This is a genomic window from Bacillus cereus group sp. MYBK95-2, assembly GCF_051915225.1.
GTDB classification, from domain to species: Bacteria; Bacillota; Bacilli; order Bacillales; family Bacillaceae_G; genus Bacillus_A; species Bacillus_A cereus.
In genome coordinates this window covers 711,887-736,442 of record NZ_JBQAEH010000002.1, presented here as the reverse complement: position 1 = coordinate 736,442, position 24,556 = coordinate 711,887, and the positions used below count along the sequence as shown (strand labels likewise).

The window sequence follows — 24,556 nt, the reverse complement described above, 5'->3', positions numbered from 1 at the left end:
GTATCGTATAGTTTCAGAGTATACAATACTTTTTCGTATAGGTCATATGAGATTATGCATATTAACTAATTCACATAAAAAGGTTGTTCTTTTTAAAAGAACAACCTTTTTTCATTAGCATGTTTGTAATACACAGCATGTATTTTCAAAACGTTGATTTTTCAAATCTTCATTACTAATACAGAAATATAGCATCCCTAATTCTCCCCAAACCATATTACAATTTTTATGATCTGAATCAATTTGGAATAAAAGAGTCATTTGCTGCGGGTCTACTCCCATATATTCTCCTGTCTCATATAACACTTCTTCTTGTACAGAGAATGGCTCACCAAACATTTGATGGTTATCGTAGTTATCTGGAATTAGCTCTTCAAGTAATTGCAAGAAACGATCTGAATCAGCCTCATCTTCAATGAAAAGTTCTGGTAATTTGTATGTCAGTTCAAAAGTAATTGCACACTGGTTATATTTCGCTTGTATTTCATTTTCTCTTCGTAATTGCTCTACAGGAACATCATAATAAAGTACACGCCCAGCTTCTGTTAGATTCACATTTTCTTCAAAATAATTTTCAATGCAAAAGAAATACAGCATCCCCGTCTTAGGAAGATTGTGATCCATACCAACGTTTTGTAAATCACTTAAGTTAAATTGCGCGATAAATTGTAGTGGATTTCCTTTATGCTTTGGATATTCAAATAAAGCTGGTAAATCAGGAACTCCTCCCATTTTCGAACTACCTATCGCAACAGTTCCCTGCTGCTTTGGCACAACTTTTATACAAGGAAATACAGTATTAATAAGTTCTTCTTTCAAGTGTGTTAGTTCATATTTATCAATTAATACTTCAATTTTTTTATTCATAAATTCTCCTTACATTTACATACTTATTTATATCATAGTACAAAGATTATACTTCATTCTTTACAAAATCAACAAGCCTCCCAAAAACGGGCTTATCCTTCGTACGCGAACAAGTTTAAAAAAGCATACTATACATTGTTCCTACAAACATGATAATTCTTTAGTTCTTCCAGTACATTTTCCCCTCGTTCATTTTTAAATATAAGGAGGAATTCCACATGGGTTACGGATATAGTTGCTGTGGTTACGGATACGGTGGCGGCGGTTGTGGTTACGGAGGTTTCGCTTTATTAATCGTTTTATTTATCCTTCTAATCATCATCGGAGCTAGCTGTTGGGGCGGCTTTGTAGGCTGCTAGTAAACTAAAAAACTATTGTAAAAAAGCACGTACAATACGTGCTTTTTTGCCATTTCTAAATCTTTCATTCGAAAGGAAGTATGTTTAATGAAGATTGATGGTGTTTTTGAAGGAGGCGGTGTGCGCGGTATTGCGCATGTCGGGGCAATTTGCGCGTTAGCCGAAAAAGGTTATGAATGGGAACGTGTAGCTGGTACATCGGCTGGTTCGATTATTGCAGCGCTCCTAGCGGCAGGATATTCTTGTTCAGAGTTAAAAACGATTATAACTGATATTGATTATAATAAATTTACGAAAAGAACTTTTATTGATAGAATTCCTTTTATCGGCAAGGGACTCAGTGCATGGACTACTCTAGGTATATATTCTAATGTATTTATAGAAGAATGGATTGAAGAATTACTTCGAAAAAAAGGTGTTCATTTATTTACTGATTTACCGGATCTAAACAAACTCAAAATCATCGCCTCTGATATTAGTAATGGTAAAATGGTTGTCTTTCCTGACGACTTACCAAACTACGGATTTTTAAATTATCGCTTCTCTATCGCTAAAGCGGTAAGAATGAGTAGTACAATCCCCTTCTTCTTTGAACCGGTAAAATGGAGAACTCCAAAATGGAAGCAGCCTTGTTATATGGTTGATGGAGGAATTCTAAGTAATTATCCAATTTGGATCTTCGATTCACCTACCGCTCCTCGCTGGCCGACTTTCGGATTTCATTTTGTAAAAGATGAGATTCAAGCTGATCCTGCTCACTATAACGAGCCTATTTCCATGTTCAAAGGACTATTTAAAACAATGATGCAAGCTCATGATTTACGTCATTTAGATAAGGAATCAAAAGCAAGAACGATTACAATTCCAACAGGAACGATTACAAGTACTAATTTTGAACTGACAAAGGAAGAAAAAGAATGGCTTTACAATTCTGGTTATAACTCTGCTAATAAATTTTTACAAGCTTGGAACTTTAGGCAATATATCGATGAATATAGAAAAGGAAATCAAGACCGAAAGACAAATCGATTTTTTCGTCAACTTGACTCATAATATTATTACTTTGCGTATAAATACGAGAACGTTTAACAACTTAATAATAAATAAGCCTAGTAATTTCTTATATTACTAGACTTATTTATTATTATATAATCTCGTACATTGTTTAAGGATACGTTAACCCTTCGGCTTCCTCTGCAGTAATAACTATGTAACGATTTCCCGTTCTTAATCCTAACAGTTCTGCTTTTTCAATCGCTTCTTGCTTCGTCTCTGCATAAGCAGCTAAATATTTTTCTCCATTGATCATTTGACAAATTACATATTGTTTCATTACTTTCTCCTCTTACTTTTTCATTAGTTGTGCAAGTTTTTTTATACCTATTTCAATTTCTTCTAACGTTGCGTATGAATACGATAGGCGCAAAAATTGATTTGCACTTCTATCATATAAAGTACCTGGGTTTAATAAAACCTTTTCTTGCAGAGCTTTATCAAATAAACTGCGATATGAAATGGGTACTTTTATATGTACCCATATATAAAATCCCCCTGTTGGTTCATGCCAAGTTGCTATTTCACGAAGATATTTATCTAACATTAGTAACATAAAATCTCTTCGTTTTTTCAATTCACTTCTTACAAAGCGCAAATGCTCATCATATAGACCATTTGTAAACCACTCTGCTGCAATTTGCTGGGATATAGTGCTTGAACCATAATCTGTTTGCATTTTTATGTCTGACAATCTTTGAATTACTGGCTCAGGTCCAACAATCCATCCAATTCTTAACCCTGGACTAATTACTTTGGACATGCTTCCAATATGTAGTACGATTCCATTTTTATCATAGGCTTTTAAAGGTTTCGAACAAGGTGCATCAAACCATAAGTCTTGATACACTGCGTCCTCTATAATAGGTAATCCAATTTCATTACATATTTCCATCACTTCTATTCGTCTCTTCGCATTCATACTAAAGTTCGTTGGATTATGAAAAGACGGGATTGTATATAAAATAGATGCATTAAATTGCTTCTTATATTTTGTAATATATGATGTATTTAAACCGTTCTCATCCATTGGTATTCCAATGAAACGCATTCCTGCGGATTGAAAAACATTAAGCGAGTATAAATAGGATGGTTTCTCTAATAAGATGGATGCCCCTTTTGGAAGAAGCCCCATAGAGATAAGTTGCAGCGCTTGAATTGCTCCTGAAACAATTAATATAGAGTCAGGAGATACACATATACCATGCCCCTTTAAGTATTCGGAAATCTTTTCCCTTAAATAAAAATTCCCTTTCGGCTCTTCATACCCAAGCGTCACATTTGACTTTAAAAGCTTATTCATAATTTCTTTCATCTTTTTCTCAGGTAAGAGACTCGGCGCGAGCTCACCTGTTCCTAATCGAATTACATGTGGATAAAATTCAGCTTGATTAATCTCCTGAATAGCTGGGAGATTCGGATAATGAAGTCCTGTTTCTACATAAGACTGCCAATTAGGCGGGGGTGCGTAAGTTGAAGCATTCTCATTATTATTTACAACAATTGTTCCTTTCCTGCCATTCCCTTCTATGTATCCCTTTGCAACTAGTTCACCGAAAGCCATTACAATTGTGCTTCGATTCACACCAAATGTATGTGCCAAATCTCTTTGTGAAGGTAATTTCGTTCCAACGGTCCATTCTCCATTAACGATCCTTTCTTTTATATACGTTTCTATTTGTTTATACAGAGGAGTCGCTAGAGACATATTCGGTTTCCAAACGAATCTTTCCATTATATCACCTTATATTCTTTTTGGTTGGTAACCTCCCCAACCATATGGATGGATACAAATTTTCATTTCTTCTATACAATATACACTATCATAATGAATTAAAATAGGAGGTAATATGATGAGTGAAGCAATTATTCATGGTATCATTCTTGCATTTGGACTTATCATTCCATTAGGTGTACAAAATGTTTTTGTCTTTAACCAAGGTGCGAGCCAACCAAACATTTGGAGGGCAGCCCCTGTAGTATTAACTGCCTCTATATGTGATACGTTACTCATATTGATTGCAGTGCAAGGTGTCTCCCTTGTACTCCTTACTTTTTCTTGGCTAACTAACTCGTTATATATAATTGGATTTTTCTTTCTCCTATACATGGGCTTTGTTATTTGGAGAAGTAACCCTTCCAACGATGTAAAACAAGAAAAAAGTATGCCCTTAAAAAAGCAAATCCTTTTCGCAGCATCCGTTTCGTTATTAAATCCACATGCTATTTTAGACACAATCGGTGTAATTGGAACAAATTCTATTCAATACATAGGAAGTGAAAAATGGGCTTTCACACTTGCAACTATTATCGTTTCTTGGATTTGGTTTATAAGCTTAGCGTTAGCGGGGAAATTTCTAAAAAGACTAGACTCAACCGGAAAGACAATTTTATTATTAAATAAATTTTCTGGTCTCATCATATGGGGTGTCGCGCTTTATATGTTAAAACAAGTTATTTATTCTTAATGAACGAAAGAGAATTGCATGTTACTCAAAACATCATGCAATTCTCTTACAAATTATGAAGTAGGCTCTGGTTTCTGTTTTACCGTCTTTGCATCCTTTGCTGGTTTAATCCAAATGATTGCTATGACAGCACCAATGGCAGCGAAAATACTTGTCAAATAAAACACTTCATGGTCCGCCCCTTTCATGAAAAAAGAATATAAAGGTGGTCCAGCTGCTACACCGATAAATCGCATTGAACTATAAAATGACGTAACCGTTCCCCTTTGCTCCTTTTCAATTCCTTGTGTAATGAGGGCATCTAAACATGGGAGTGCCATACCAATCCCTATCCCCATAATAACGAGACAAAGAAGTAGTAAATAAATCCCTTTTATAAATAAAGGAATGATGACTGATGCAGCTGCCATTAAAAAACCAATATAAATACACTTCTTCATAACATTTTGATTATCTCCAATTTTTTTACCGGCCATATAGGAACTAAGTGACAGTACAAGTAACGGGATAGCAAGCACACACCCTTTCCATATACCATGAATGTCATACTTTGATTCCAGTATAGTCGACAAATAAAAGAGAATTCCGAATAAAATAAGCATAATAATTGCACCTAATGCAAAAATGGCAATTAACCATCTTCCTTTTTCTCGAAACGTAGACAGAATAGATTTTATAAACTCTTTAAGTGGTGGTACTTCTCCTTCTTGTTTCTTTGCCTTTACTAGAACAAGTAACAAAACAATTGATACGACACATAAAACTGGAATCGCCCAAAATGGTAAGAACCATACAATGGCAGCAAGAGCAGATCCTAAAATAGGGCTCAGCACTTTTCCAAATGTATTGGATGTCTCAATAATTCCCAGGCCTGTACTAACTTGTTTTTCATCTTTGTATAAATCACCAACACACGGTATAACAACCGGCATTGCACCAGCAGCACCAATACCTTGAATCGCTCTACCGATTAGTATCCAAATGTAGGGATTATCAACTTTCCATGATACCCAACCAGTTATCGCTCCTCCTATAGCCGCAATCAGCAAACTCGGAACCATTACCATCTTTCGTCCCCATCTATCTGATAAATAACCAGCAATCGGTATAAGTAAAATGGCTACGATAGAGTAAATTGTAATAATCATGGATACTTGAAACGATGAAATATGTAATTTCTTTTCAATTGTCGGCAAGATTGGAATGAGCATTGAATTCCCTAATGTCATGACAAGTGGAACTGATGCAAGCGCAATTAAACAACAGTTTTCTTTTTTTAACATGTTGATTTCGGAACCTTTCATCATATATTTCTTACCATATAATAGCCCTGCTGGAACATAATTTTCATTCCACCAGGGCTATTACATCTTTAATACTTCCCATTCACAACAAAAGAAATTGGGTAAAATATAGTATTACTTCTATTCTTTGAATTCTGTTCACTATATATCCATACCAATTAATTGAAAAAAAAAGAAAGGAAGAATCCTTCCTTTCTCCTATAACCTTATACAATTAGCGAGTATATCCGCCACCAAGCTGTTGTTCTGCCATCGCTACTAGGCGTTTTGTGATTTCACCGCCTACAGAACCGTTTGCACGTGAAGAAGTATCAGCTCCAAGTTGTACACCGAACTCTTGTGCAATTTCATACTTCATTTGATCTAAAGCTGCTTGTGCTCCATGTGATGCTAATTGATTAGAATTACGATTTCTAGCCATTACCAATCACCTCCTTATTTATATATAAATTGTGTTAAATTCAAATTAAAATACATGGAAATTTTTGGTTATTTTTTACCATAAAAAAAGAGCCTCTAAAACGAGACTCTCACATCATTTCACATTACGAACTTACTACTTCTAATTTTCTATTTATTAATACTTTCATTTCTTCTTTTAATATCTCTTTTGAATTATGTCCAAACCATTCTAAGGAAGCAAAAAGATCCGTACCTCTCACTTCCTGAATAATCTCATCATAATTTACAATACCTTCAAATAACGGAACCATACCAATACGACTTCCTGCTGCAGCATATACATTATTAGGTTCAAACACATGCAAATAATCCGCTGAAGATATATTCTTAAAATGGTAATGTAGTGTCCACGGCTTTAATCGATGGAAACTGTCTATTGGATCTGCGCCAGACTCCCATATATGAAGAAAATCAAGATTTATTTTTAAATTCGGATGGTTTACTTCTTCTAATAGTTCTATAGTAGAAGGCAATGTGTCCGTTAGTGTATTGGGATGTGTTTCTAACAGCACATACATATTGTGCTGAGCAAATACATCACAAATCTTACGTATTCGCTTTACATACTCTTTTCTCTCTTGTTCCGAGAAGTCCTTGCTCCCTTTTTGCCCAGCAAACGTGCGAATTTTATTCGTATTAAACCAATTAGCTAGTACTACAAGTTGTTCACTTTTCTCTATCGTTTTTTCAAAATCTGCTGATAATGATATATCTAAGTAATCACTTATCATCGTAATTTCTAAGTTTTTATCCTTTAGAAAATTCAATTCTCGTTCTGTCGTTTCACGTTCTTGCATGTACAAATTTTGTGCATGCGTCCCCCATAATTCAATTCCTTCAAAACCGTTTTCATATGCAAATTGAACAATATCAGTAAATGAAATTAATTGATGACGAAATGAAATGGTACATAGCGAATATTTCATAGCATTAAACTCCCCTATCTTAAATTCAGTTAGCTTATTAAAGAGTTGCGACAGATTGATTTGTTTTCATACCTTTCCATGATAGAAACTGTCTCTCTAATTCCTTCTTAATTTGCAGTTCAATTGCATTCATTTCATCCAGTTTTTCAATAATCGATACTAGCATACCTTTATTATTCGTCATTGCCATTTTAATTGCACGATACTGTACATTTGTAAATCCTTGTACAATATCCTCTACCCGATCACACCAATAATCAAATTCTTGCTCCGAATATTGCAACGTTTCACGGAAGTATGCAAAGGCATGCTCATAACTATATTTACGAATTGCAAGTACTGGTATTTGTTTTACTGCTGCTACAAGTCCAGAAAGCGCATATCCTTCTTCCTCATTTGCCATTTTTACAATTAAATTTTTCAGTTCCATAGTCAGTTCATTGTCGTTCTTTTTGAATGTTTCTGTGAAATAACTAGCTACTGTTTCTTGCGTTGGCTCCCCAATTCCTTCTATATCAATGAAATAACCTCCACCAAATGGGTTATCTTGAATAGAGTGAAGTACTTTTTCTCTTTCCATATTTCCTTCCCAACGAAAATCAGGATCTAGCATGAACCACTCTTCTTCTTTCTCTGTTTTTGATATCATTAAATAATGTGGAAACGGTTTTTGATGAAATTTATTTTCCCTCTCTGGTAATAGAGACATATCAACCATTACAATGACATAACGATTTTCCGGCTTGTTTTCTACTAATTCTAAAAACGTTTCTACATTGCTATCTTTATCTTTTGCATGATCATACCATTCGTTTACTTTAATACCGTACAATTTTTCAAACCAAAGTAAATAATGATCATGGTTAATGTTTTCAGAGTGATATGAAATAATTCCGCCTTCTGTTATATCAAAATCTCCATCCCATAGTCCAAAATAAAATGGACGAAAATCAATGTCGCTACGCCTTTTTATAATTTCACAAAAACAACTCACTAAACAGTGCACTTTAATTGAAGTCATACTCTCATCCACTTTCCTAAAGGTTAGTTATTCACATTTACTTCCTGTAACGGCTCTAACTCCTCCATAAAATCAAGCAAAGATCCTACAGTAAGAAATGCCTTTGGATCTACCTCATCCTCTGGAACGCATAGCTTTACATCCATTTCTATGTATACAATAAGCTGTAACATCATTACCGAATCTATATATAAATCTTGATTTAAGCGCATCGTTTCTTCTAAATGCGTTACATTTTTCAGTTCCATTTTTTCTATCATAATTTTTAACACGGCATTCTTTAACGCTTCCCGTCTCATGTTGTAACCTCTCCCATCTCTAGTAACTTTCTACTTACTTTTCCGGTTTTATTTTTAGGAATTTCATTTACACTTTCAATTTCATACGGAACTTTATAAGAAGGTAAGTGCTGAATACACCATTCTCTTATTTTCACTGGATCAACATGAGAGATCACTTTCGCTTTAACTATTTCGCCCATCACAGGATGTTTCCCTCGATATACAATTGCCTCTTGCACACCTTCCAATCGAAGCATCGTTTCTTCTACCTCTATAGGAAAGACTTTTAATCCTGAAACATTAATTACATCGTCCATACGCCCCATAAAATGAATGCCACGCTCAGATTTATAACCTAAATCTTTCGTGAAAATTTCCTTATCATTCATTTTCACGACGATTTCTTCCGGTGCATTTTCATCTGAACCTATGCTTATACTCGCATGAGGTAGAGGGTTTCCTAAATCTAAATGGCTCTTCATATCATGACATATACTAATACAACCTGCTTCAGAACAACCGTATTGCTGCATCATATATGTTGTCATTTCTTTTAGTTTATAAAATAGTGCTTCTGGCAAAGGCGATCCTGATGTCATAATTTTATGAAACTGGAACGTTCCTAATGGAAAACTCCCCATAATGTGTAACATAAGTGGTACTGCATATATGATATGTTTTTCTGTATTGCGAACTATATTTAATGCGAATTTAGGATTTTTGTTCGTAATGATTACAGGTTTGCTCCCCCTCGTAATTGCTGATAACGTACCACATATTAGTCCGTATGAATGTGAAACAGGAGCCATAACGATTGGCACTTCATCTACTTCACAGTTTAAAGCTTCATTATAGGCAGTAATTTCTGTATCAACTTCCGTCCATGCTCTACGAATCAGTTTCGGTTCTCCCGTAGTTCCCGAACTATATTGCAATAAAGAAGGCTCTTCTAGTAAAAAGTTCCCTACTTCTAATTTTGTAAAATCGCCATATTCTCCATATAAAACTCCTACACAATTTGCACGCTTTGCCATTTCAATAGCCGTTTCTTTTGGCGTATCTTCATGTATAAGTAATACTGATGATTTCTTTTCTTTTAAGAAAAACACAAGCGTAATAATATCGAATGGATCTTTCAGACAAAGTGCAAATCTATTTCCTTCTGCTTCTTGAAATTGTTCCATTTCCTCATAAACTTGTAATCTCAAATTAAAATTACTTTTGCTATACTCTTGTTTATTAACGATTAGCATAATTTCCCCCTGTAACAATTGATTTTTGTTTCATAAGTTTTCTTACTCTATACAATGGATTTGGAACTTCATGAACAAGCGATTCCACATCCATATATAATCGACGTTTCGTTAATTGTTCAGCATAGAATGTAGGTGCATATAATTGAATATTTTCAAATCTACCTTTCAAATGTGGATATATTCTTAAATGATCTTCAATTTCTTCAACAACCATCATCCAAAAATGTTCTTCTTTCAATCCATATTCATCCGCAAGTACGAATGCTAATTCTCCTAAATTAAACAGGAATAGTGCATCTAACACCATCTCTTGCAAACATTCAATGCCATCCATTTCAAAGAAATCATTCATTTTTCCATTCGCATATGTTTTATGCATTTTAGTAAAGTCGGGACATTTGTCAACTTCTTTCAAATATGGACGATAAAACTCAAGCCCTTCATGAAAATCCTTTAACGCAATACGAACAGGCACCCCTTCTTTATGGACTAGAATCATATTTTGTCCATGTGATTCCAGTGCGATGCCATGCTCTACAACAAGATGTATAACTGGTATTATCGCTTTTTGAATAAGTAATTGTAGCCAATCCTTCATTCCATATTTATTCAACCACACATCAATAATTGGTGTACCATCTTTCTCTTTAGCGTATAAACCATTAAAAGGAATTGCATCCTCTTGTGCATCTAAATACTTATGAACGCTTTCGCGCCAAATACATCCTAATGAACCATATATAGCTTTCTTATTCGTGTCATACGTTACACTTGAAAACTCACTTAACAAGATTAAACGTGCTTCATCCATTAAATAGGCGTCATTACTTACAACATCATTTAACCAATTTGATATTACTGGTGCACTCACAACAGAGTATGGTTTCAGCGTACGAAGTGTTGAAGTGTTGAGTAAATTCATCGATAATTTAACGTACGGTTTCTTTGGACTCGTAATATTTCTTAACGTTCTCATTGACTGTTGCGCGCAATAATCGTCCTCTGATGTTCCTAAATAAATAATAAATTTACCCTGTATATGATCCGCATAATTTGAAATGATGAAATTCTCCCACTGCCATGGGTGAACAGGTATAAACACGTACTGTTTTGGATTACATCCCTTATTACGAATTCGTTCCATAAACTCTTCTAATTTACGATCGCCAATCTCCTCTTTTAAAAGGTTGTTATACATCACTTCATTCTCATAACCTACAGTCGCATAATTCTTATGTGCTGCAATCCATATGAGTTTTATTGGCTGCATAAATTCATAACCATATTGAAAATTGTCACGATATTGAAATCCAACACGTGCTTTATAACTAGGATGGTATGGATGGCCATCTATTAATTGGCTTTCAAACTCATCGTAAGATTTTTGAGTATATTCTCTCTTATTATTTCTTTCATATTGTGCAATCGTGTCTTTAAATATTGTTTGTTCTAATTCGTGCATAAAAGAATCTAATTTAGCTTGTTCTACACTAGTAACCCGAAAAACTTCTTCTAGAAATTGCGAGACAGACTGTATTTCTTGCTGTTCATCTTGAACTCTTACTATTAATGAGTCTAACGAAATACGTCCAAATGTCATCCGTTCCCTGCCATAGCATTTGTACGTGACACTTTTGTCTTCTTCATCAAGTCCTTGTATTAGAAAAAGAAGTTGTTCTTCTTTTTCTATGCGAACCGGTGTAATAATCCCCTCATAAATTAACGATTCTACTAATTGACGTAGCACTCTTCTTCGTACTGAAATGTAATCTTCTGATTCGAGCGCCTTCAATACTTTCGTATGATACATGTCCACTCTCATAAAACCCTCCACCTTATGACAAAATACCATTATTTGTATTACGTGAAATTTTAACGTTATTTATGAACGAACAGCCACTTCTCTAACGAGTGGATTATGTACTTGCACATAAATAGCTTGCTCCAATGGATTACTTAACTCATCGACATCGAAAAATCTCGTTAGTAAATTTGCTTTACACGCTAACTTATCTTCGTCCAATAATTCTCTTAAAAATGTAGAAGGTTCCCGGTTATATGGAAGAAATGATTCAAGTACAGACCTTAATTCCGAGAGAAGAATTTCCTCCTTAATTAATCCTGCTGTGCCAAAACCATTAATGAGGCCAAACATATGATTGAAAATTAAGTAGTAACGAAATCTCTCATCCACAATATAGTCGTCATATAAATTTCCAGTACGTTCTCCAATACCAGCTAATTCATTATTAAGCATCTCTTTCATTGAGTTACAGAAATAAAATCCTTGATTATCACGGAAATAATATTTGACCGGATAACCATCTTTTAGCTGAACAACGCTATTTTGCTGATGAGCTTCTAATGCAACACCATACTGTAAATACATCCATACCATTGGCTTTAAAGAAATATTCATATATCGTCTAAACCACTCTAAGCTTACTTCTTCACAGCTTTTACTTTCTAAATCTGCTAGGCGATGAATAATATTCGATAACCGCGTACGCTCCCCAGGTATAGCGTCTTGAACTAGCCCAGCAATTAATGTTGCGTCGTTTGCATGTTCACTATAAAAAGGATTCTCACGAATAATCACTTCAAATCCAGATTCTTGTGTTCCATAATTTAATGTAATAAAGGCTGGATCACAAATAAAATCAAATCCTGGAAATCTTTCTCGTACTTCACCAATAGCCGTATTTAACATTTCCTTCCCTTCAAGACCACTCTCAAGTTCTTTCAGTTTATTAATACGCATTGAATTCGTTACTTTCACCGGAAATGAAAACTTAAGCATATACTTCGAATTGGGATGATATAGCGTCCTTAGTGATGATGTTGCCATATAATACTTACCTACAGGACCAATATACTCAAGCAATTCTTGAACTATCCAATCTTGTACGTAAGCTTGATGCAAGAGCCATTCTGCCTGAAGCGGATGAATTGGAATTAATGCATATTGATCTTCCTTACAGTACTTCGCTATAAATTCCTTACTAACCATCTCATCATTACTTAATTCTTCTTTTATAATCATTGTTGTAGAATCTGATAATAATGATTTTTCATTTACTATACTTTTATGTGCCCGAAAATAATGAAGCTGACATTCTCCTTTTAATTCTGGAGAATACATTGCACTTTTCCAATCCAATATCCCCTGTCTACTCTTTGGTGTAGGATGAGTTAAATGCCCAAATAATAAAGACTGCTCCGCTTCTATAAAAGTTGTATGAAAACCGTATAATGCGGATGTATCTTCTATTCTCTCTTTTATAAATTCCTCAATATTTTGACAACTACGGATGACTCGAAGCATAAGTTCCGCAGGATTCGTTCCTTCTCCGTAGTTGATAGACATCTCTTTTATTAAAAATGTAATAACTGTAACATAATCTGCTGTAATAACAGAATGACTATCTCCAATTTGATAATAAAATTGTTCTCCAAACAAATGGCGATCTGTTGATGATTTATATATAACTTCTCCATACAAAGTAACGTTCTGTGCCGATAGCCGACAACATAAATATGTGGGGACTGTATCTCTATTCAACGTATTACTGAAGATACTCTTCATTCTTTCATCCTCTGTAATCCATTCTCCACTCCCTGTTTCTCTTAAATAACAGTTTAAAAAGCTTTGTAATGTTGCATGTTCTGCGATTTGTTTCGCATGCTGCATGTTGGTCCTCCTCTTTATATTAACGCTATGAGAATTTCATATTACAATTGATAATTGAATATCGTTATCAACTATGATTCTAATTGATAATGATATTCAATTCAATAGTATATTTCAGAATTTTTTTATCTGCTTTAATTTTTATTGTTTTCCCTCTTTTCTTTAATCTAGTTAAAAATACACAAAAAAATACTCAGTTTCAAACTACATACTTACTATTTTTCATTAGTAATCTATCCAAAATGTTTAAACAAAAGAGGTATACCTTAATTGGTATACCTCTTTCAAACATAAAATTTACATAATAATATTATTTATATCTCTCCAGCAATATGCTGTCTCTTCTACCTGTAATCGCTCTAAAAATTTTGTATCAATTTTTTCTGGGTTAAATTTTTCATAAAACTTTTTAGAAGGATTATTCGTAACAACCCAAACTAAAAGTGATTGCATATCATTCTTTACACATTCTGATAGTAACGCTTGAAATAACTTTTGTCCTATTTTCATTCCTTGATACTCTTGTAAAAGGTAGATTGCATATAATTCTCCATCACAATTATATGTATCAGTTCTTTCTATCCCCCCCATCGATGAATCCAACTATTTCTCCATTTAAATTCTCTGCTACAAATCTAAATTGATGATTACCTTCTTTTTGAAAAATATCTTCCCATTGTTTTTCTCGTTTCTCATATGCTATATTATCTAGAATTTCGTCAGCAAATATCCCTTTATACGTTGCTTTCCAACTATCGACATGCACCTTTGCTATACCTTGTATATCATCCTTTATTGCTCTTCTAATATGTATTCCCATCATTTCTCCCCCTTTATTACTCATCATTATATCAATTTCATTCCTTAAAAATCCAAATAAAAAAGAGTGAATTCACTTCACTCTTTTTTATCACAATTATCTACTTTCCACTTCAACTGAAACTACTCGATCAATCTCTTTCAGGGAACTATATAATTCTGTTGTATATAAATCTTCTGGAGCTAAAATAACCATCTCTAGTTGCTGAAATGCTCCACTATCTATATCTTTAATTTTCACGCGTTTCACATGCATGCCTAAATTTTTAATTTGCTTAAATATACCATCTAACTCATGATGCTCTTTAACAGTAATTTTTATAGATAAATCCTTTTGTCTTAATGAATACGGTCCTGCAATTTTCACAAGTTGCGGAAGTACATTAATCGCTAAAATAATTAAAACCATAGCAACTGTCGCTTGTAAATAAAATCCCGCACCAATTGCGATTCCTAAAGCTGAAGCAGCCCACACCATAGAAGCTGTTGTTAATCCAGAAATAACGTCATTACTTCTTCGTAAAATGACACCTGCGCCAAGAAAACCAATTCCACTAACAATTTGAGCGGCCAGTCGCATCGGATCCATATTTGTATGTCCTGGAACAGAATATACATGCACAGATTCAATTGAAACCATCGTAATTAAACAACTTGCTACAGAAATAACCATACTTGTTTTCACACCAAGTGGTTTATTCTTTAGCTGCCTATCTATCCCGATGAATAATCCTAAAAAGAGTGCTAAACCTAATTTGAGTAAAAATTCATATGACATATTCCTATTCTCCTTACTTTACAATGTTTCCCTTAGAATAACTCACTATAACTCTTTTATGATATCAATTCCAGTCTTTTCTATTCATTTAACGTAAAAAACCGAAAAAACATTTATAACGATGTTTCTCCGGCTTTTTATTACACTTTAGATTCTTCTTTATTTCTGATCTTTAATCTTAATTTCTGCACCTTTGTAGAATGCTAATTTACTGTCATTATACTCTTTTGTAAATTTGTTAAACTGCTCTTTCGACTTTTGTGCTTCCACATTTAATTCATTAACAGTTTTAACTTTTTCACCGATTTCTTTTAATTTCGTTTCTTTTACTTTTAATTTTTCATACAGTTCTTTTTCAGTCGCTAACACTTTCGTGTAATTTTCATTCATCTTTTGGAATGCATCATAACGATTCTTATACGACTCTTCTACTGCTTTTGCTTGTTTTTGTAACTTCTTATCTTCAATCTTCTCTATATTACTTTGAACAGATTTCGTTTCCTTCTGTGCTTTTTCTAGCATTTCTTTCTCACTTTTCAATACTTTTTCACGATCATCTACATTTGCAGTAGATTGCTCTATTTTCTTCACAACTGCTTCATTATGATCTTTACCTTCTTGCAAAATTTGAGCATATAATTCTTGCCCTTGTTTCTCTAACTGCTCTAATTTTTTTGCTTCATCCACTAAAGATTTTTCTTGTGTTGCTGCTGTTTCAAAAGCTGTATATAGATTTTCTTCTGGCTTTTCACCGAAACAACCTGTTAAAAGTCCTACTGATAATGCTCCAACTACTGCTACTTTTCCATACTTCAACGTTCATTCCTCCATTACATACGGTTATCATGCCAGAAGTTCACTGGGAAGTGACTCTCTTCATGATAAGCTTCAAACTCATAACCTTTTTCTTTTAGCCCCTTTAAAATTGCTGGCACAGCAGCAACTGATTGCGGGTGAATATCATGCATTAAAATTACTTCTTGTGGTTTTGTTGCGTTTGTTAATACGTTTTGAGCAATTTGTGCTGCAGCTGCATCAACTGGCATTTTATTGTATCTCCAATCTAATGAATCAATTGTCCAATCCCATACTTTAAATCCGCCTTCTACCACTTTATTTCGGAGACCTTCATTCAATCCAGGCATCGAACCATATGGAGGACGTGTTAATTTAGGTGATTTCCCAATAATATTAGCGATTAAACCTTGATCTTCTTTCATCTCATTTACATACTCGCCATTTTTATATAACTTTGCGAAATTATGTGTCATACTATGCATGCCTACATAATGACCCTCAGCATTTTCACGTTTCACTAAATCAGGAAATTCTTTTACATTCGCTCCAATTAAAAAGAACGTCGCCTTCGCATCATGTTGTTTTAGCGTATTTAATAATTCAGCCGTATATTTCCCTGGCCCATCGTCAAATGTAAGATAAGCAACTTTTCTTTCTTTTCCATTAAAACGACTTGGTGCCGTTTTATTCATTTCAACTTTCGGCTGTTCACTTGCAAGCTGCACTACATTTTCTTGTTTCGCAACAGCTTTTGCTGGTGAAGTAATTGATTGAAACATGTAATACCCAATAGCTACTGCGGCAATCGCTATTAAAACGACTACTATTTGTTTAATTTTTAAAGCTTTTTCCATTCTATCGAATTCCTCTCCCTATTAATCTTATATATAAATCGCCCAATATAATTATACATCTATTTATTTTTATTTCACCATATAAATAGATTTTATTTGTATTATAATGGGAGTTTTATCAAAATTGTTGTTCCTATTCCTTCTTTGCTTGTAACACTAAGCACACCGCCATGAAGCTCTACCATTTTTTTAACGATAGCTAAACCAATACCTGCACCTGCAGCATGATTATTAATTTGGTAAAATGATTGCTCAATATATGGTAAATGTTCTTTAGCAATTCCAATCCCTTCGTCTCTTACCTTAATCACTGCTTGTCCTTCTATTTTAGTCGCTTCAATGTGTATTGTACTTTTTTTATGTGAATACTTAATTGCATTTTGAACAATATTCAAGAAAACTTGCTTTAACCTATTTCGATCTCCCATCAATTCAATTCGGTCTATAGTAGTAATAAATTGAATTTCCTTCTCTTCCGATTTAGGAGTTAATTGCCAAATCGTCTCCTCTAGTATATCGTACAACTGCACCTTTTGTTTATATAAATTAAAATGATTTGATTGTAATCTTGAAAAATCTAGCAATTCTTCTACTAAATGAATCAATCTATCTGTCTCACCTGAAATAATGCCCATACCTTGCTTTATTTCTTCTTCTGTTAAATGATCTACTGTTTTTAACGTCTCACTCCAACCTTTAATTCCTGTTAAAGGCGTTCGTATTTCGTGCGAAATAGAAGCAATGAATTCATTTTTCATCTGCTCAGCCTTATCTATTTTATAAGCCATATAATTTAAACTATGTGCCAATTCACCTAATTCTCCAGGATAATCTTCTTTAATTTTTTGCTTTAATGTGCCTTCTGCAATTTGTGAAGAGGCTTGAATAATGGATTCAATTGGCTCAACAAATGAATTTGCCAAACGTCTACTAATTAAGAAGGCGACTCCCGAAATAACAATACCTACAGAAATAGTAAACGTAATAATTTCAATAATCTTTTTATTTACATTTGTTAAAACAGTCGTATATTTTAAAACACCAATAGTTTGTCCTTGATGTATAAGTGGGCTTAGCACCTCTAGTTGTTTTTTATTACCTTTCGTAGTAACTTGATTATACATTTCACCTTCTAATAATGATTGTGGAATATTCACTTTACCTTTTACCTTTTCACCACTTGAAGATTGTATAACCGAGCCGTGACGATCAATTAACTGTAATTCTGTTCCTTCTAATTGAAAGCTACTAATTATGTCACCACTATATTCTTGTAATCGAATAAAGTATAGTGAATTGTATTCTGAAAAAAAACGTGTACTCGTTTTCGCATGAGACTCTATATATTGCACAATACCATTATAATAGTATCGATAAATTGAGACTGAAAATACAACTTCAAATAATACAAGCATAAGTGTAATGACCGTCATAAAATATAAAGTCACTTTCCGTTTCATCTCATACTTTCCTTCCACACATATCCTTTTCCCCACACCGTAAGAATAAATTCAGGTTCTGATGGATTACATTCTATCTTTTGACGTAACCGTCTCATATTTACATCTACTACTTTCGTCTCACCTACGTAATTGGTTCCCCAAATCATATTTAAAATTTCATCACGCGAAACTGGCTTTGAAGCCTGATTCATTAAATACTGTAATATCATATACTCTGTAGGTGTTAAATCGACTAATTGTCCATCTTTATACAATCTTTCTTCTATAATATTTAACGAAAATGGACCTGACGTAACAATATTCGTTTTTTCTTCATGTACTTCTATTCTTCTTAATAAAGACTGTATACGTGCAGTTAATACTACTGGACTAAACGGTTTTGCAATATAATCATCTGCACCTATTCCTAGTCCTTGCACCTTATCTTCATCTTGTACACGTGCGGTTAACATAATAATACCCATTTTTTTATTTTCTTTCCTGATAGCCTTACAAACTTCTAAACCATCAATCCCCGGTAACATTACATCCAGCAGTGCTATATCAACAGTTTGTTCACTCAAAATCTGTAACGCTTCTTCTCCAGTAGTAGCTTCTATTACATAAAATCCAGCACGTTTTAAATTTAAAACAATAAAGCTACGGATCGTTAATTCATCTTCTAAAACTAAAATTTTTGACATAATTCCCACCTCCTACTCTTGTTGATAATCCGCTAGCGGTTTTATATATGCTTTCACTTTTTCAAATTCCGATTGCTTCGGTACTGCATATACGTGAGAAGCCGTTTTAATTGCTGCGCTGTAGCCTTTTATATTGAACCATTCTTTCCGCTTAAAAATATGAACTTCAAGCCATATTTTATTTGTTCTTGTATCCAAAAACTTTTGAGAATTTGATTCTTTTTGCTGATCTGGTATTGTAATTTTCCCTATTAACTCTTTAGGAATTTTCACATAATACCCTTTTTCTATATCTATATATCGTTCTTCAATTGGTTTAATTCCAGATTCACTCCACTGTATGTAACGTTCAAAAAGCGGACTATCACCATGTGATTTATCCTCCCAACCTTTTGGACGTACAGTACGAACAAATTCAATAATGCCGTCTTCATTAACATCTTTACTTTCTACAACATATTCATTAAATAAATCTTCTTTCCCACCTATAGGTAATACTTCATAATGATCCTGATCAAATTTTGCTACATAAGTTATACCTGAATGAGCGCCAACTCCTGCATCAATTACTACCGCCTTTAGTGATTTAGATATACGACCCATTTGTATTCTTTGAATACTATTTATAAATGGATCGTATGACACTTCAGATAAAGTCTTAAATTGTTCCATGAACTCAACTGTCAGCTTCTCATCTTTTTCAAATGTAACAAGGCTTATATCTTTCAGTCCATTTTCATTTAGATCCTCTATGAATAACTTCGTATAACTTCGATTATATATTTCCTTCATCTCTTCATTTTCTTCCGAAAAAACATACATAACATGTTCTAACGATTCACGATTTACAGAGATTCCGATTAACAACTCTCTCTTCCCGTTCCCTGTAAAATCACCGACTTCAACGATATCTACATCTCCACCATCAAATTTATGTGTGGACTTTATTCTCCAGCCATTTCCGATTTCTTCATATACGGCTAAATATACGCTATGATCTTCATTCGGCAATTTATAAAATAAGATGGCTTCTTTCTTATTATCTTGTTTAAAATTCATTGACCAAATCATCTGTTTATCTTTGTTAGACATTGGAGTAAGTAAGCGATAATTAACAGGTAAATCTTTATCAATTTGTTCCTTTAATTCATTAATCCATTTTTCATTTGTAGGAGCTTCCATTAGACTTGTTGGAGCTTCAGACATTTTACATCCAGTCAATATAAAGATAATTCCCATCATGCTTAACCATTTCTGCATATGATATCTTTCCTTACCACAAATTTTGAATATGTCCTTTTACTTTTTTACCTATCCATTATACTCATACATATGAGTATAATTTTTCTAAACTAAAAAATCGTTACAGAAAAGTTACAAATACATTCCAAAAAAAAAGATTGGCAAAAGCCAATCTTTTTTTATTATTCATTTCGGACTGATTTTGGCGTTACACCTAAATGATCATTTAATTTTTTTGAAATATCTTTTACATTTTTTTCATTTGGAATGTAATAATAAATACCACCGATACGTTTATCTGTGCCTTCTATTTGCAATTTTTCCATTTCCAAATTAGATCCTGCCATATTTTTTGTAATGGCAAGCATATCGTCAAATGTTAAGTTCGTTTTCATATTTTTATCAACCGCATCTAGTAAAGAGCCCATTTTGCTAATTGATTGAACAGACATCGCTTTTTTAGCAATTGCTTCTATTACAAGTTGCTGTCTCTGTCCACGCATTGCGTCACTATCAATTTTACGCGTTCTTGCAAGTGCAAGTGCTTGTTCTCCATTTAAATGTTGGTAACCTTTTTCTAAATGGATCATACCAGCTTGGTCTTTACTATCTTGTTCAGTGAAAGTAACTGGTACATCAATATCAATACCACCAATTGAATCGACAATTTGTACGAATGATTCAAAGTTAAACTTCACATAATAATCAACAGGGACATTTAAGAATCTTTCCACTGTATCGCGTGTGCTTTCTACGCCACCAAATACGTGAGCATGAGTAATTTTATCTAATTTTTTTCTAGTTGGAATATAAACACGTGAATCACGTGGAATACTTACTAGCTTAACAGACTTATCATCTTTATTAATTGTTGCTAATAAAAGTGCATCTGTTCGAACTGCTTCGCCATATTGGCTTTTTCTCATTTCACTTCCATCTACACCCATGATTAATATTGAAATATTATCCTTTAAAGGTTCAACTTCTTTATCACGCTTTGATGACTTTTCAATTTTCGCATACGCATCATTTACAACAGCTTTTGCTTTATTATATATAAACGAACCATATCCTACTCCTCCAAAAATAAGTAGGAAAAATGGAATTAATATGAACCATTTTATTGACTTTCTTTTAGAACGCTTTTTATTACTTCTCGTATTTTGTTCTAATTCAGAGCTCATACCCATTCGCCTCTCTTTCTCTTTACCAAGTATAATGTAAGTCTATTTATCTTCATATTGAATTTCCTTTCATTAACCTTACAATTTTGTAAGGTTACTACTAAAACCCAATATGTATTCCATTTCACATTATACTCTCGTACTTATTTTTGGCAAGTCACTATTTACCAATTTCAAAAATTTAGCACTTCGCAACATGCAAATTTATAAATTCATTAACTCTTTCATTTTAAATTAGGATATCTTTTTCCAGATAAACGATATGAATAAAGAGTCCAGCTAATGATAAAACCTCTATGAATACAGTATATTTCACGTTATTATTTCTCAAACGGCGTATACATGCTTTTCTTCCCCTGATTATCAATAAAAGCCGACTTTGCTTTTATTTTCGTTTTTTCTACTTCCATGTCTTCATTTGAGAAGTTCACAATGATTTTAATATTTTTTCCATAAGAAACAGATTGTACTAGCTTATCTTCTGACAAATACGCAAAATTCGTCATCTCTTCTTTTACTGCTTTTTCATGAACTTCATTCCAAACTTTTAGATGCTCTGTAATTTCTTTTTTATGTTTATTCCACTCTACTTCATCTAAATGGTACAACGGAGGAACATTATACAATAATTCAGACAGCATTCGATTTCCAACTTCATCTTTTACCTTTAAACTTCCCCATTCCCAATGGTGCGTTGTAATAACGGAATCATTGTATACTAATTTATATAATGGTACCGAATATACTGGTTTTAAATACACTTGTTTATATTCTTCTTTCAATGGTACTTGTTTTGCATATTTTTCGGGAACATTTTGATTTGGTGACCAATATCCACCGACATAATACGGACTTGTTTTATTTTTCCGCATATCTTCATCGTCCCATTTAATAACAGGTGTTTCAATTCCGTGTGCAAATGCAATCGTACTACTAGCAAAATCATTTCCACCTTCAGAACCAACGACCATACCCTTTTCTTGCGCAATGTAGTCCATTCGTTTTAAACGTGCTTTTAAATCTTGCTCTTGTGTCGTTATATGTTTCGCTGAATAGTCATCGTAAATTTCACCTGTCGCATCACAATCAATAAACCATGAATTATATTTAGGACCATTTTGTAATATATCATTCATGCGTTCCTTTACACTAGGCAGCGATAAAGTCGGGTTTAACTTGCGACCTCTGCCTAAAAAGCCTTGCACCTTTTCTCCGTTTTTCTTCGTTACAGTAGCCTCTTCATATAATGATGGGTCATTAAAGGATGCTGTGTTCCAATTTTTATCACTTTTTTCGTGAATGGAATGATATGAATCATACGGACCAACTAAATACCCCATTTCCTTCGCTTTTGTCACGAAATTAGGTTGCATAAATCCTTGTTCCCAGTTCGGCAGACCAATCCACGCTTTTTCTATTCCTACCTCTTTCATTTCCTTTAGTATGTCCGTTCCATCTGCATTACCCCATTTACTTACCTCTTCAACCGCATCACCAAGTAGCGACTTTAATAAATACTTATTTAAGCTATACAATTCTGTGTTCGTTAAGTGACCTACACCTTTCTTTAATAGCACACTAGCTTCCTGATCAACGTTTTGAAAAATATCCTCTTTATAAAATTCCTTCATGGATAATACTTCGTTTATATAACGTAAAATAACATTTTTTTGATACTTATCAATGAAATCTTGTTTACTTACTTGATCTAATACATTCAGTTCCCCAGGCTCTGAACTATTCTTTTGAATAAGTTCTTTTATATGACTAAACAGCGGGCTATTTATTTGCTCCCTTAGTTTTGGCCAATTTATATTATTTTCTGATAGACCATTTTGATTCCAAAAATAAAAATGCGCCGCTCCATATAACTTTTCGATTTCTTTATTTTTTCTAGCCTTTTCTTGTAATGTTTTAAATTCACCTTTTCGAACAATATCATCCTTATACAGTTTAGCAATGCTTACCGCATCATTATTTGTCACATATAATTGAAATCCATATGTTTTATTTTTATTTATGCTCGGAAATTCATGTGTAAAATCAAATCCTATTTTCGGATCCGAATGAAACTTCAATTCATTATTAAACATATTGTTTGCAATATATACAATTGAATATTTCGAACCATTTAATGCGAAAAACTTCATAGAAAATGATTCAGCAAATGAATATGCATCATCCTTTAAAAACTTCTTCCAATTCTCATCATTGCTCGGAATTTGCTTACCCTCCCATAACGGAAGTGTATAATTTTCAGCTTCTACTTTCGGCCATGTAAAGCTTTCTGCACCAGTCGATTCCACTTCAATGTTTAAGTGGTCTTTTTTCTTTTCTAATTTTATTTTTACTTTTTGATCTGGATATTCCCACGATGTACGATCCTTTTCTTTTTTTACATTCGATACCTTCATTTTCGGTAGGGGTCGTGATGCCTGTTCCTTTACCCCCTCATGTTCTACAGTTAATGTGAATGTTTCTGGATTTACATCATAAGTAAAATCTTTATACGTCGATTTCTTTATTTTAGACTCTTGTACAGCATTACTACCTTTTACGTCACAACCGACTAAAGTCGAAAATGGCATAGTTGTTAGAAGACATATCGCTATCATTTTTTTCATCCTCTGCACCTCCACCAATGAATATACAGGTGGTTTGTTACAGGAATGTGGCAAAAAATAATAGAGCTAGCATTTTGCTAGCTCTATTTGGATTATTAAAAGTTGATATGAACAACTATAACTTGCTTAGAAGATATGTAATACAGTAACTGCATTTTTTCTCAACAATTATGAAACTAAACAAATCAAAATTTTAACAAGCATTCTTTAACTGAAAAAATAAGTGTATACAATGTATCCTAAAAGTAGTACTAAAATGATTATCCCTGTACCTTTCCAATTCATACCACCTGCTATATCAACTGGACTACCTGTTTCCGCTCTATTGAGTCCGTCATGTAAAGAACCCGTAGGATTACTTTTTAATTCACTTTGTCTCATACGCTCTCTTTTTTCTTCTGGTGACTCTTTATTCATTTAATC

23 protein-coding genes and 1 pseudogene are annotated in these 24,556 nt (G+C 33.6%); 3 read left to right on the top strand and 21 right to left on the bottom strand.

What is annotated here, in order from left to right:
* Nucleotides 1-114: 114 nt before the first annotated feature.
* A complete protein-coding gene (locus ACTFN4_RS10700; protein ID WP_001034844.1) occupies nucleotides 115-867 on the bottom strand; it encodes a YwqG family protein in 753 nt (250 codons plus the stop codon).
* Nucleotides 868-1,085: 218 nt separating this feature from the next.
* Here ACTFN4_RS10700 and ACTFN4_RS10695 point away from each other — a divergent pair, with 218 nt between their 5' ends.
* Both ACTFN4_RS10695 and ACTFN4_RS10690 read left to right on the top strand, forming a co-directional pair.
* Nucleotides 1,086-1,226: a YjcZ family sporulation protein gene (locus ACTFN4_RS10695; RefSeq protein ID WP_000540419.1), complete on the top strand. Its 141-nt coding sequence runs from the start codon at nucleotides 1,086-1,088 to the stop codon at nucleotides 1,224-1,226.
* An 87-nt stretch (nucleotides 1,227-1,313) separates the two neighbouring features.
* Nucleotides 1,314-2,279 carry a patatin-like phospholipase family protein gene (locus tag ACTFN4_RS10690; RefSeq protein ID WP_000686807.1) on the top strand — a complete coding sequence of 322 codons (966 nt, stop codon included), beginning with the start codon at nucleotides 1,314-1,316 and terminating at the stop codon, nucleotides 2,277-2,279.
* 112 nt (nucleotides 2,280-2,391) lie between these two features.
* Here the strand turns inward: ACTFN4_RS10690 and ACTFN4_RS10685 are convergent, their stop codons facing one another.
* Both ACTFN4_RS10685 and ACTFN4_RS10680 read right to left on the bottom strand, forming a co-directional pair.
* Entirely contained in the window at nucleotides 2,392-2,559 is a 168-nt protein-coding gene (locus tag ACTFN4_RS10685) for a DUF3933 family protein (RefSeq protein ID WP_000816389.1), read from the bottom strand.
* Between the two features lie 12 nt (nucleotides 2,560-2,571).
* Nucleotides 2,572-4,014 carry a PLP-dependent aminotransferase family protein gene (locus tag ACTFN4_RS10680; protein WP_439962287.1) on the bottom strand — a complete coding sequence of 481 codons (1,443 nt, stop codon included), beginning with the start codon at nucleotides 4,012-4,014 and terminating at the stop codon, nucleotides 2,572-2,574.
* Between the two features lie 118 nt (nucleotides 4,015-4,132).
* On the opposite strand from ACTFN4_RS10680, the gene ACTFN4_RS10675 reads away from it, so the two are divergent.
* Entirely contained in the window at nucleotides 4,133-4,747 is a 615-nt protein-coding gene (locus ACTFN4_RS10675) for a LysE/ArgO family amino acid transporter (protein WP_001287303.1), read from the top strand.
* A 53-nt stretch (nucleotides 4,748-4,800) separates the two neighbouring features.
* Here ACTFN4_RS10675 and ACTFN4_RS10670 read toward each other — a convergent pair whose 3' ends face one another.
* The 18 genes and pseudogenes from ACTFN4_RS10670 to ACTFN4_RS10585 form a co-directional block, all read right to left on the bottom strand.
* Nucleotides 4,801-6,030 carry an MFS transporter gene (locus ACTFN4_RS10670; RefSeq protein WP_119684182.1) on the bottom strand — a complete coding sequence of 410 codons (1,230 nt, stop codon included), beginning with the start codon at nucleotides 6,028-6,030 and terminating at the stop codon, nucleotides 4,801-4,803.
* Nucleotides 6,031-6,265: 235 nt separating this feature from the next.
* Nucleotides 6,266-6,472, bottom strand: a complete 207-nt coding sequence (locus ACTFN4_RS10665; protein ID WP_000113545.1) for an alpha/beta-type small acid-soluble spore protein — start codon at nucleotides 6,470-6,472, stop codon at nucleotides 6,266-6,268.
* A 124-nt stretch (nucleotides 6,473-6,596) separates the two neighbouring features.
* Nucleotides 6,597-7,439 (bottom strand): sugar phosphate isomerase/epimerase family protein, encoded by an 843-nt coding sequence (locus ACTFN4_RS10660; protein ID WP_000877681.1) that lies wholly within the window; start codon nucleotides 7,437-7,439, stop codon nucleotides 6,597-6,599.
* Between the two features lie 37 nt (nucleotides 7,440-7,476).
* Complete coding sequence (locus tag ACTFN4_RS10655) at nucleotides 7,477-8,460, bottom strand: DUF6005 family protein (protein ID WP_000200705.1); 984 nt, start codon at nucleotides 8,458-8,460, stop codon at nucleotides 7,477-7,479.
* A gap of 23 nt (nucleotides 8,461-8,483) precedes the next feature.
* Nucleotides 8,484-8,759 carry a petrobactin biosynthesis protein AsbD gene (gene asbD, locus ACTFN4_RS10650; protein WP_001250560.1) on the bottom strand — a complete coding sequence of 92 codons (276 nt, stop codon included), beginning with the start codon at nucleotides 8,757-8,759 and terminating at the stop codon, nucleotides 8,484-8,486.
* Entirely contained in the window at nucleotides 8,756-9,994 is a 1,239-nt protein-coding gene (locus ACTFN4_RS10645; RefSeq protein WP_000909585.1) for an AMP-binding protein, read from the bottom strand. Before ACTFN4_RS10645 ends, asbD begins: the two co-directional genes overlap by 4 nt.
* Nucleotides 9,981-11,819: an IucA/IucC family protein gene (locus tag ACTFN4_RS10640; protein ID WP_048656275.1), complete on the bottom strand. Its 1,839-nt coding sequence runs from the start codon at nucleotides 11,817-11,819 to the stop codon at nucleotides 9,981-9,983. Before ACTFN4_RS10640 ends, ACTFN4_RS10645 begins: the two co-directional genes overlap by 14 nt.
* A gap of 60 nt (nucleotides 11,820-11,879) precedes the next feature.
* Nucleotides 11,880-13,688 (bottom strand): IucA/IucC family protein, encoded by a 1,809-nt coding sequence (locus tag ACTFN4_RS10635; RefSeq protein WP_439962286.1) that lies wholly within the window; start codon nucleotides 13,686-13,688, stop codon nucleotides 11,880-11,882.
* 297 nt (nucleotides 13,689-13,985) lie between these two features.
* A pseudogene (locus tag ACTFN4_RS10630) lies at nucleotides 13,986-14,508 on the bottom strand (N-acetyltransferase family protein).
* A gap of 96 nt (nucleotides 14,509-14,604) precedes the next feature.
* On the bottom strand, nucleotides 14,605-15,285 hold the full coding sequence (locus tag ACTFN4_RS10625; RefSeq protein WP_000119510.1) for an MgtC/SapB family protein: 681 nt from the start codon (nucleotides 15,283-15,285) through the stop codon (nucleotides 14,605-14,607).
* 159 nt (nucleotides 15,286-15,444) lie between these two features.
* On the bottom strand, nucleotides 15,445-16,101 hold the full coding sequence (locus ACTFN4_RS10620) for a YkyA family protein (RefSeq protein ID WP_439962285.1): 657 nt from the start codon (nucleotides 16,099-16,101) through the stop codon (nucleotides 15,445-15,447).
* 14 nt (nucleotides 16,102-16,115) lie between these two features.
* Nucleotides 16,116-16,937, bottom strand: a complete 822-nt coding sequence (locus tag ACTFN4_RS10615; protein WP_000409484.1) for a peptidoglycan-N-acetylglucosamine deacetylase — start codon at nucleotides 16,935-16,937, stop codon at nucleotides 16,116-16,118.
* Nucleotides 16,938-17,038: 101 nt separating this feature from the next.
* A complete protein-coding gene (locus ACTFN4_RS10610) occupies nucleotides 17,039-18,397 on the bottom strand; it encodes a sensor histidine kinase (protein WP_000824536.1) in 1,359 nt (452 codons plus the stop codon).
* Nucleotides 18,394-19,083, bottom strand: coding sequence for a response regulator transcription factor (locus ACTFN4_RS10605; RefSeq protein WP_000036071.1), 690 nt, complete (start codon nucleotides 19,081-19,083; stop codon nucleotides 18,394-18,396). The genes ACTFN4_RS10610 and ACTFN4_RS10605 overlap by 4 nt, the downstream gene beginning before the upstream one ends.
* Nucleotides 19,084-19,095: 12 nt before the next feature.
* Nucleotides 19,096-20,343 (bottom strand): hypothetical protein, encoded by a 1,248-nt coding sequence (locus ACTFN4_RS10600; RefSeq protein ID WP_001174867.1) that lies wholly within the window; start codon nucleotides 20,341-20,343, stop codon nucleotides 19,096-19,098.
* Between the two features lie 164 nt (nucleotides 20,344-20,507).
* Nucleotides 20,508-21,509: an LCP family protein gene (locus tag ACTFN4_RS10595; protein ID WP_002182662.1), complete on the bottom strand. Its 1,002-nt coding sequence runs from the start codon at nucleotides 21,507-21,509 to the stop codon at nucleotides 20,508-20,510.
* A 320-nt stretch (nucleotides 21,510-21,829) separates the two neighbouring features.
* Nucleotides 21,830-24,133, bottom strand: coding sequence for a glycoside hydrolase (locus ACTFN4_RS10590; protein WP_439962284.1), 2,304 nt, complete (start codon nucleotides 24,131-24,133; stop codon nucleotides 21,830-21,832).
* 207 nt (nucleotides 24,134-24,340) lie between these two features.
* Nucleotides 24,341-24,550, bottom strand: a complete 210-nt coding sequence (locus tag ACTFN4_RS10585; protein WP_001031479.1) for a DUF6366 family protein — start codon at nucleotides 24,548-24,550, stop codon at nucleotides 24,341-24,343.
* Nucleotides 24,551-24,556 lie beyond the last annotated feature (6 nt).

Coding starts and splice junctions, on each gene's coding strand:
- ACTFN4_RS10700 (WP_001034844.1), bottom strand. CDS start 867: ATGAATAAAAAAATTGAAGTATTAATTGATAAATATGAACTAACACAC.
- ACTFN4_RS10695 (WP_000540419.1), top strand. CDS start 1,086: ATGGGTTACGGATATAGTTGCTGTGGTTACGGATACGGTGGCGGCGGT.
- ACTFN4_RS10690 (WP_000686807.1), top strand. CDS start 1,314: ATGAAGATTGATGGTGTTTTTGAAGGAGGCGGTGTGCGCGGTATTGCG.
- ACTFN4_RS10685 (WP_000816389.1), bottom strand. CDS start 2,559: ATGAAACAATATGTAATTTGTCAAATGATCAATGGAGAAAAATATTTA.
- ACTFN4_RS10680 (WP_439962287.1), bottom strand. CDS start 4,014: ATGGAAAGATTCGTTTGGAAACCGAATATGTCTCTAGCGACTCCTCTG.
- ACTFN4_RS10675 (WP_001287303.1), top strand. CDS start 4,133: ATGAGTGAAGCAATTATTCATGGTATCATTCTTGCATTTGGACTTATC.
- ACTFN4_RS10670 (WP_119684182.1), bottom strand. CDS start 6,030: ATGTTAAAAAAAGAAAACTGTTGTTTAATTGCGCTTGCATCAGTTCCA.
- ACTFN4_RS10665 (WP_000113545.1), bottom strand. CDS start 6,472: ATGGCTAGAAATCGTAATTCTAATCAATTAGCATCACATGGAGCACAA.
- ACTFN4_RS10660 (WP_000877681.1), bottom strand. CDS start 7,439: ATGAAATATTCGCTATGTACCATTTCATTTCGTCATCAATTAATTTCA.
- ACTFN4_RS10655 (WP_000200705.1), bottom strand. CDS start 8,460: ATGACTTCAATTAAAGTGCACTGTTTAGTGAGTTGTTTTTGTGAAATT.
- asbD (WP_001250560.1), bottom strand. CDS start 8,759: ATGAGACGGGAAGCGTTAAAGAATGCCGTGTTAAAAATTATGATAGAA.
- ACTFN4_RS10645 (WP_000909585.1), bottom strand. CDS start 9,994: ATGCTAATCGTTAATAAACAAGAGTATAGCAAAAGTAATTTTAATTTG.
- ACTFN4_RS10640 (WP_048656275.1), bottom strand. CDS start 11,819: ATGAGAGTGGACATGTATCATACGAAAGTATTGAAGGCGCTCGAATCA.
- ACTFN4_RS10635 (WP_439962286.1), bottom strand. CDS start 13,688: ATGCAGCATGCGAAACAAATCGCAGAACATGCAACATTACAAAGCTTT.
- ACTFN4_RS10625 (WP_000119510.1), bottom strand. CDS start 15,285: ATGTCATATGAATTTTTACTCAAATTAGGTTTAGCACTCTTTTTAGGA.
- ACTFN4_RS10615 (WP_000409484.1), bottom strand. CDS start 16,937: ATGGAAAAAGCTTTAAAAATTAAACAAATAGTAGTCGTTTTAATAGCG.
- ACTFN4_RS10610 (WP_000824536.1), bottom strand. CDS start 18,397: ATGAAACGGAAAGTGACTTTATATTTTATGACGGTCATTACACTTATG.
- ACTFN4_RS10605 (WP_000036071.1), bottom strand. CDS start 19,083: ATGTCAAAAATTTTAGTTTTAGAAGATGAATTAACGATCCGTAGCTTT.
- ACTFN4_RS10600 (WP_001174867.1), bottom strand. CDS start 20,343: ATGCAGAAATGGTTAAGCATGATGGGAATTATCTTTATATTGACTGGA.
- ACTFN4_RS10595 (WP_002182662.1), bottom strand. CDS start 21,509: ATGAGCTCTGAATTAGAACAAAATACGAGAAGTAATAAAAAGCGTTCT.
- ACTFN4_RS10590 (WP_439962284.1), bottom strand. CDS start 24,133: ATGAAAAAAATGATAGCGATATGTCTTCTAACAACTATGCCATTTTCG.
- ACTFN4_RS10585 (WP_001031479.1), bottom strand. CDS start 24,550: ATGAATAAAGAGTCACCAGAAGAAAAAAGAGAGCGTATGAGACAAAGT.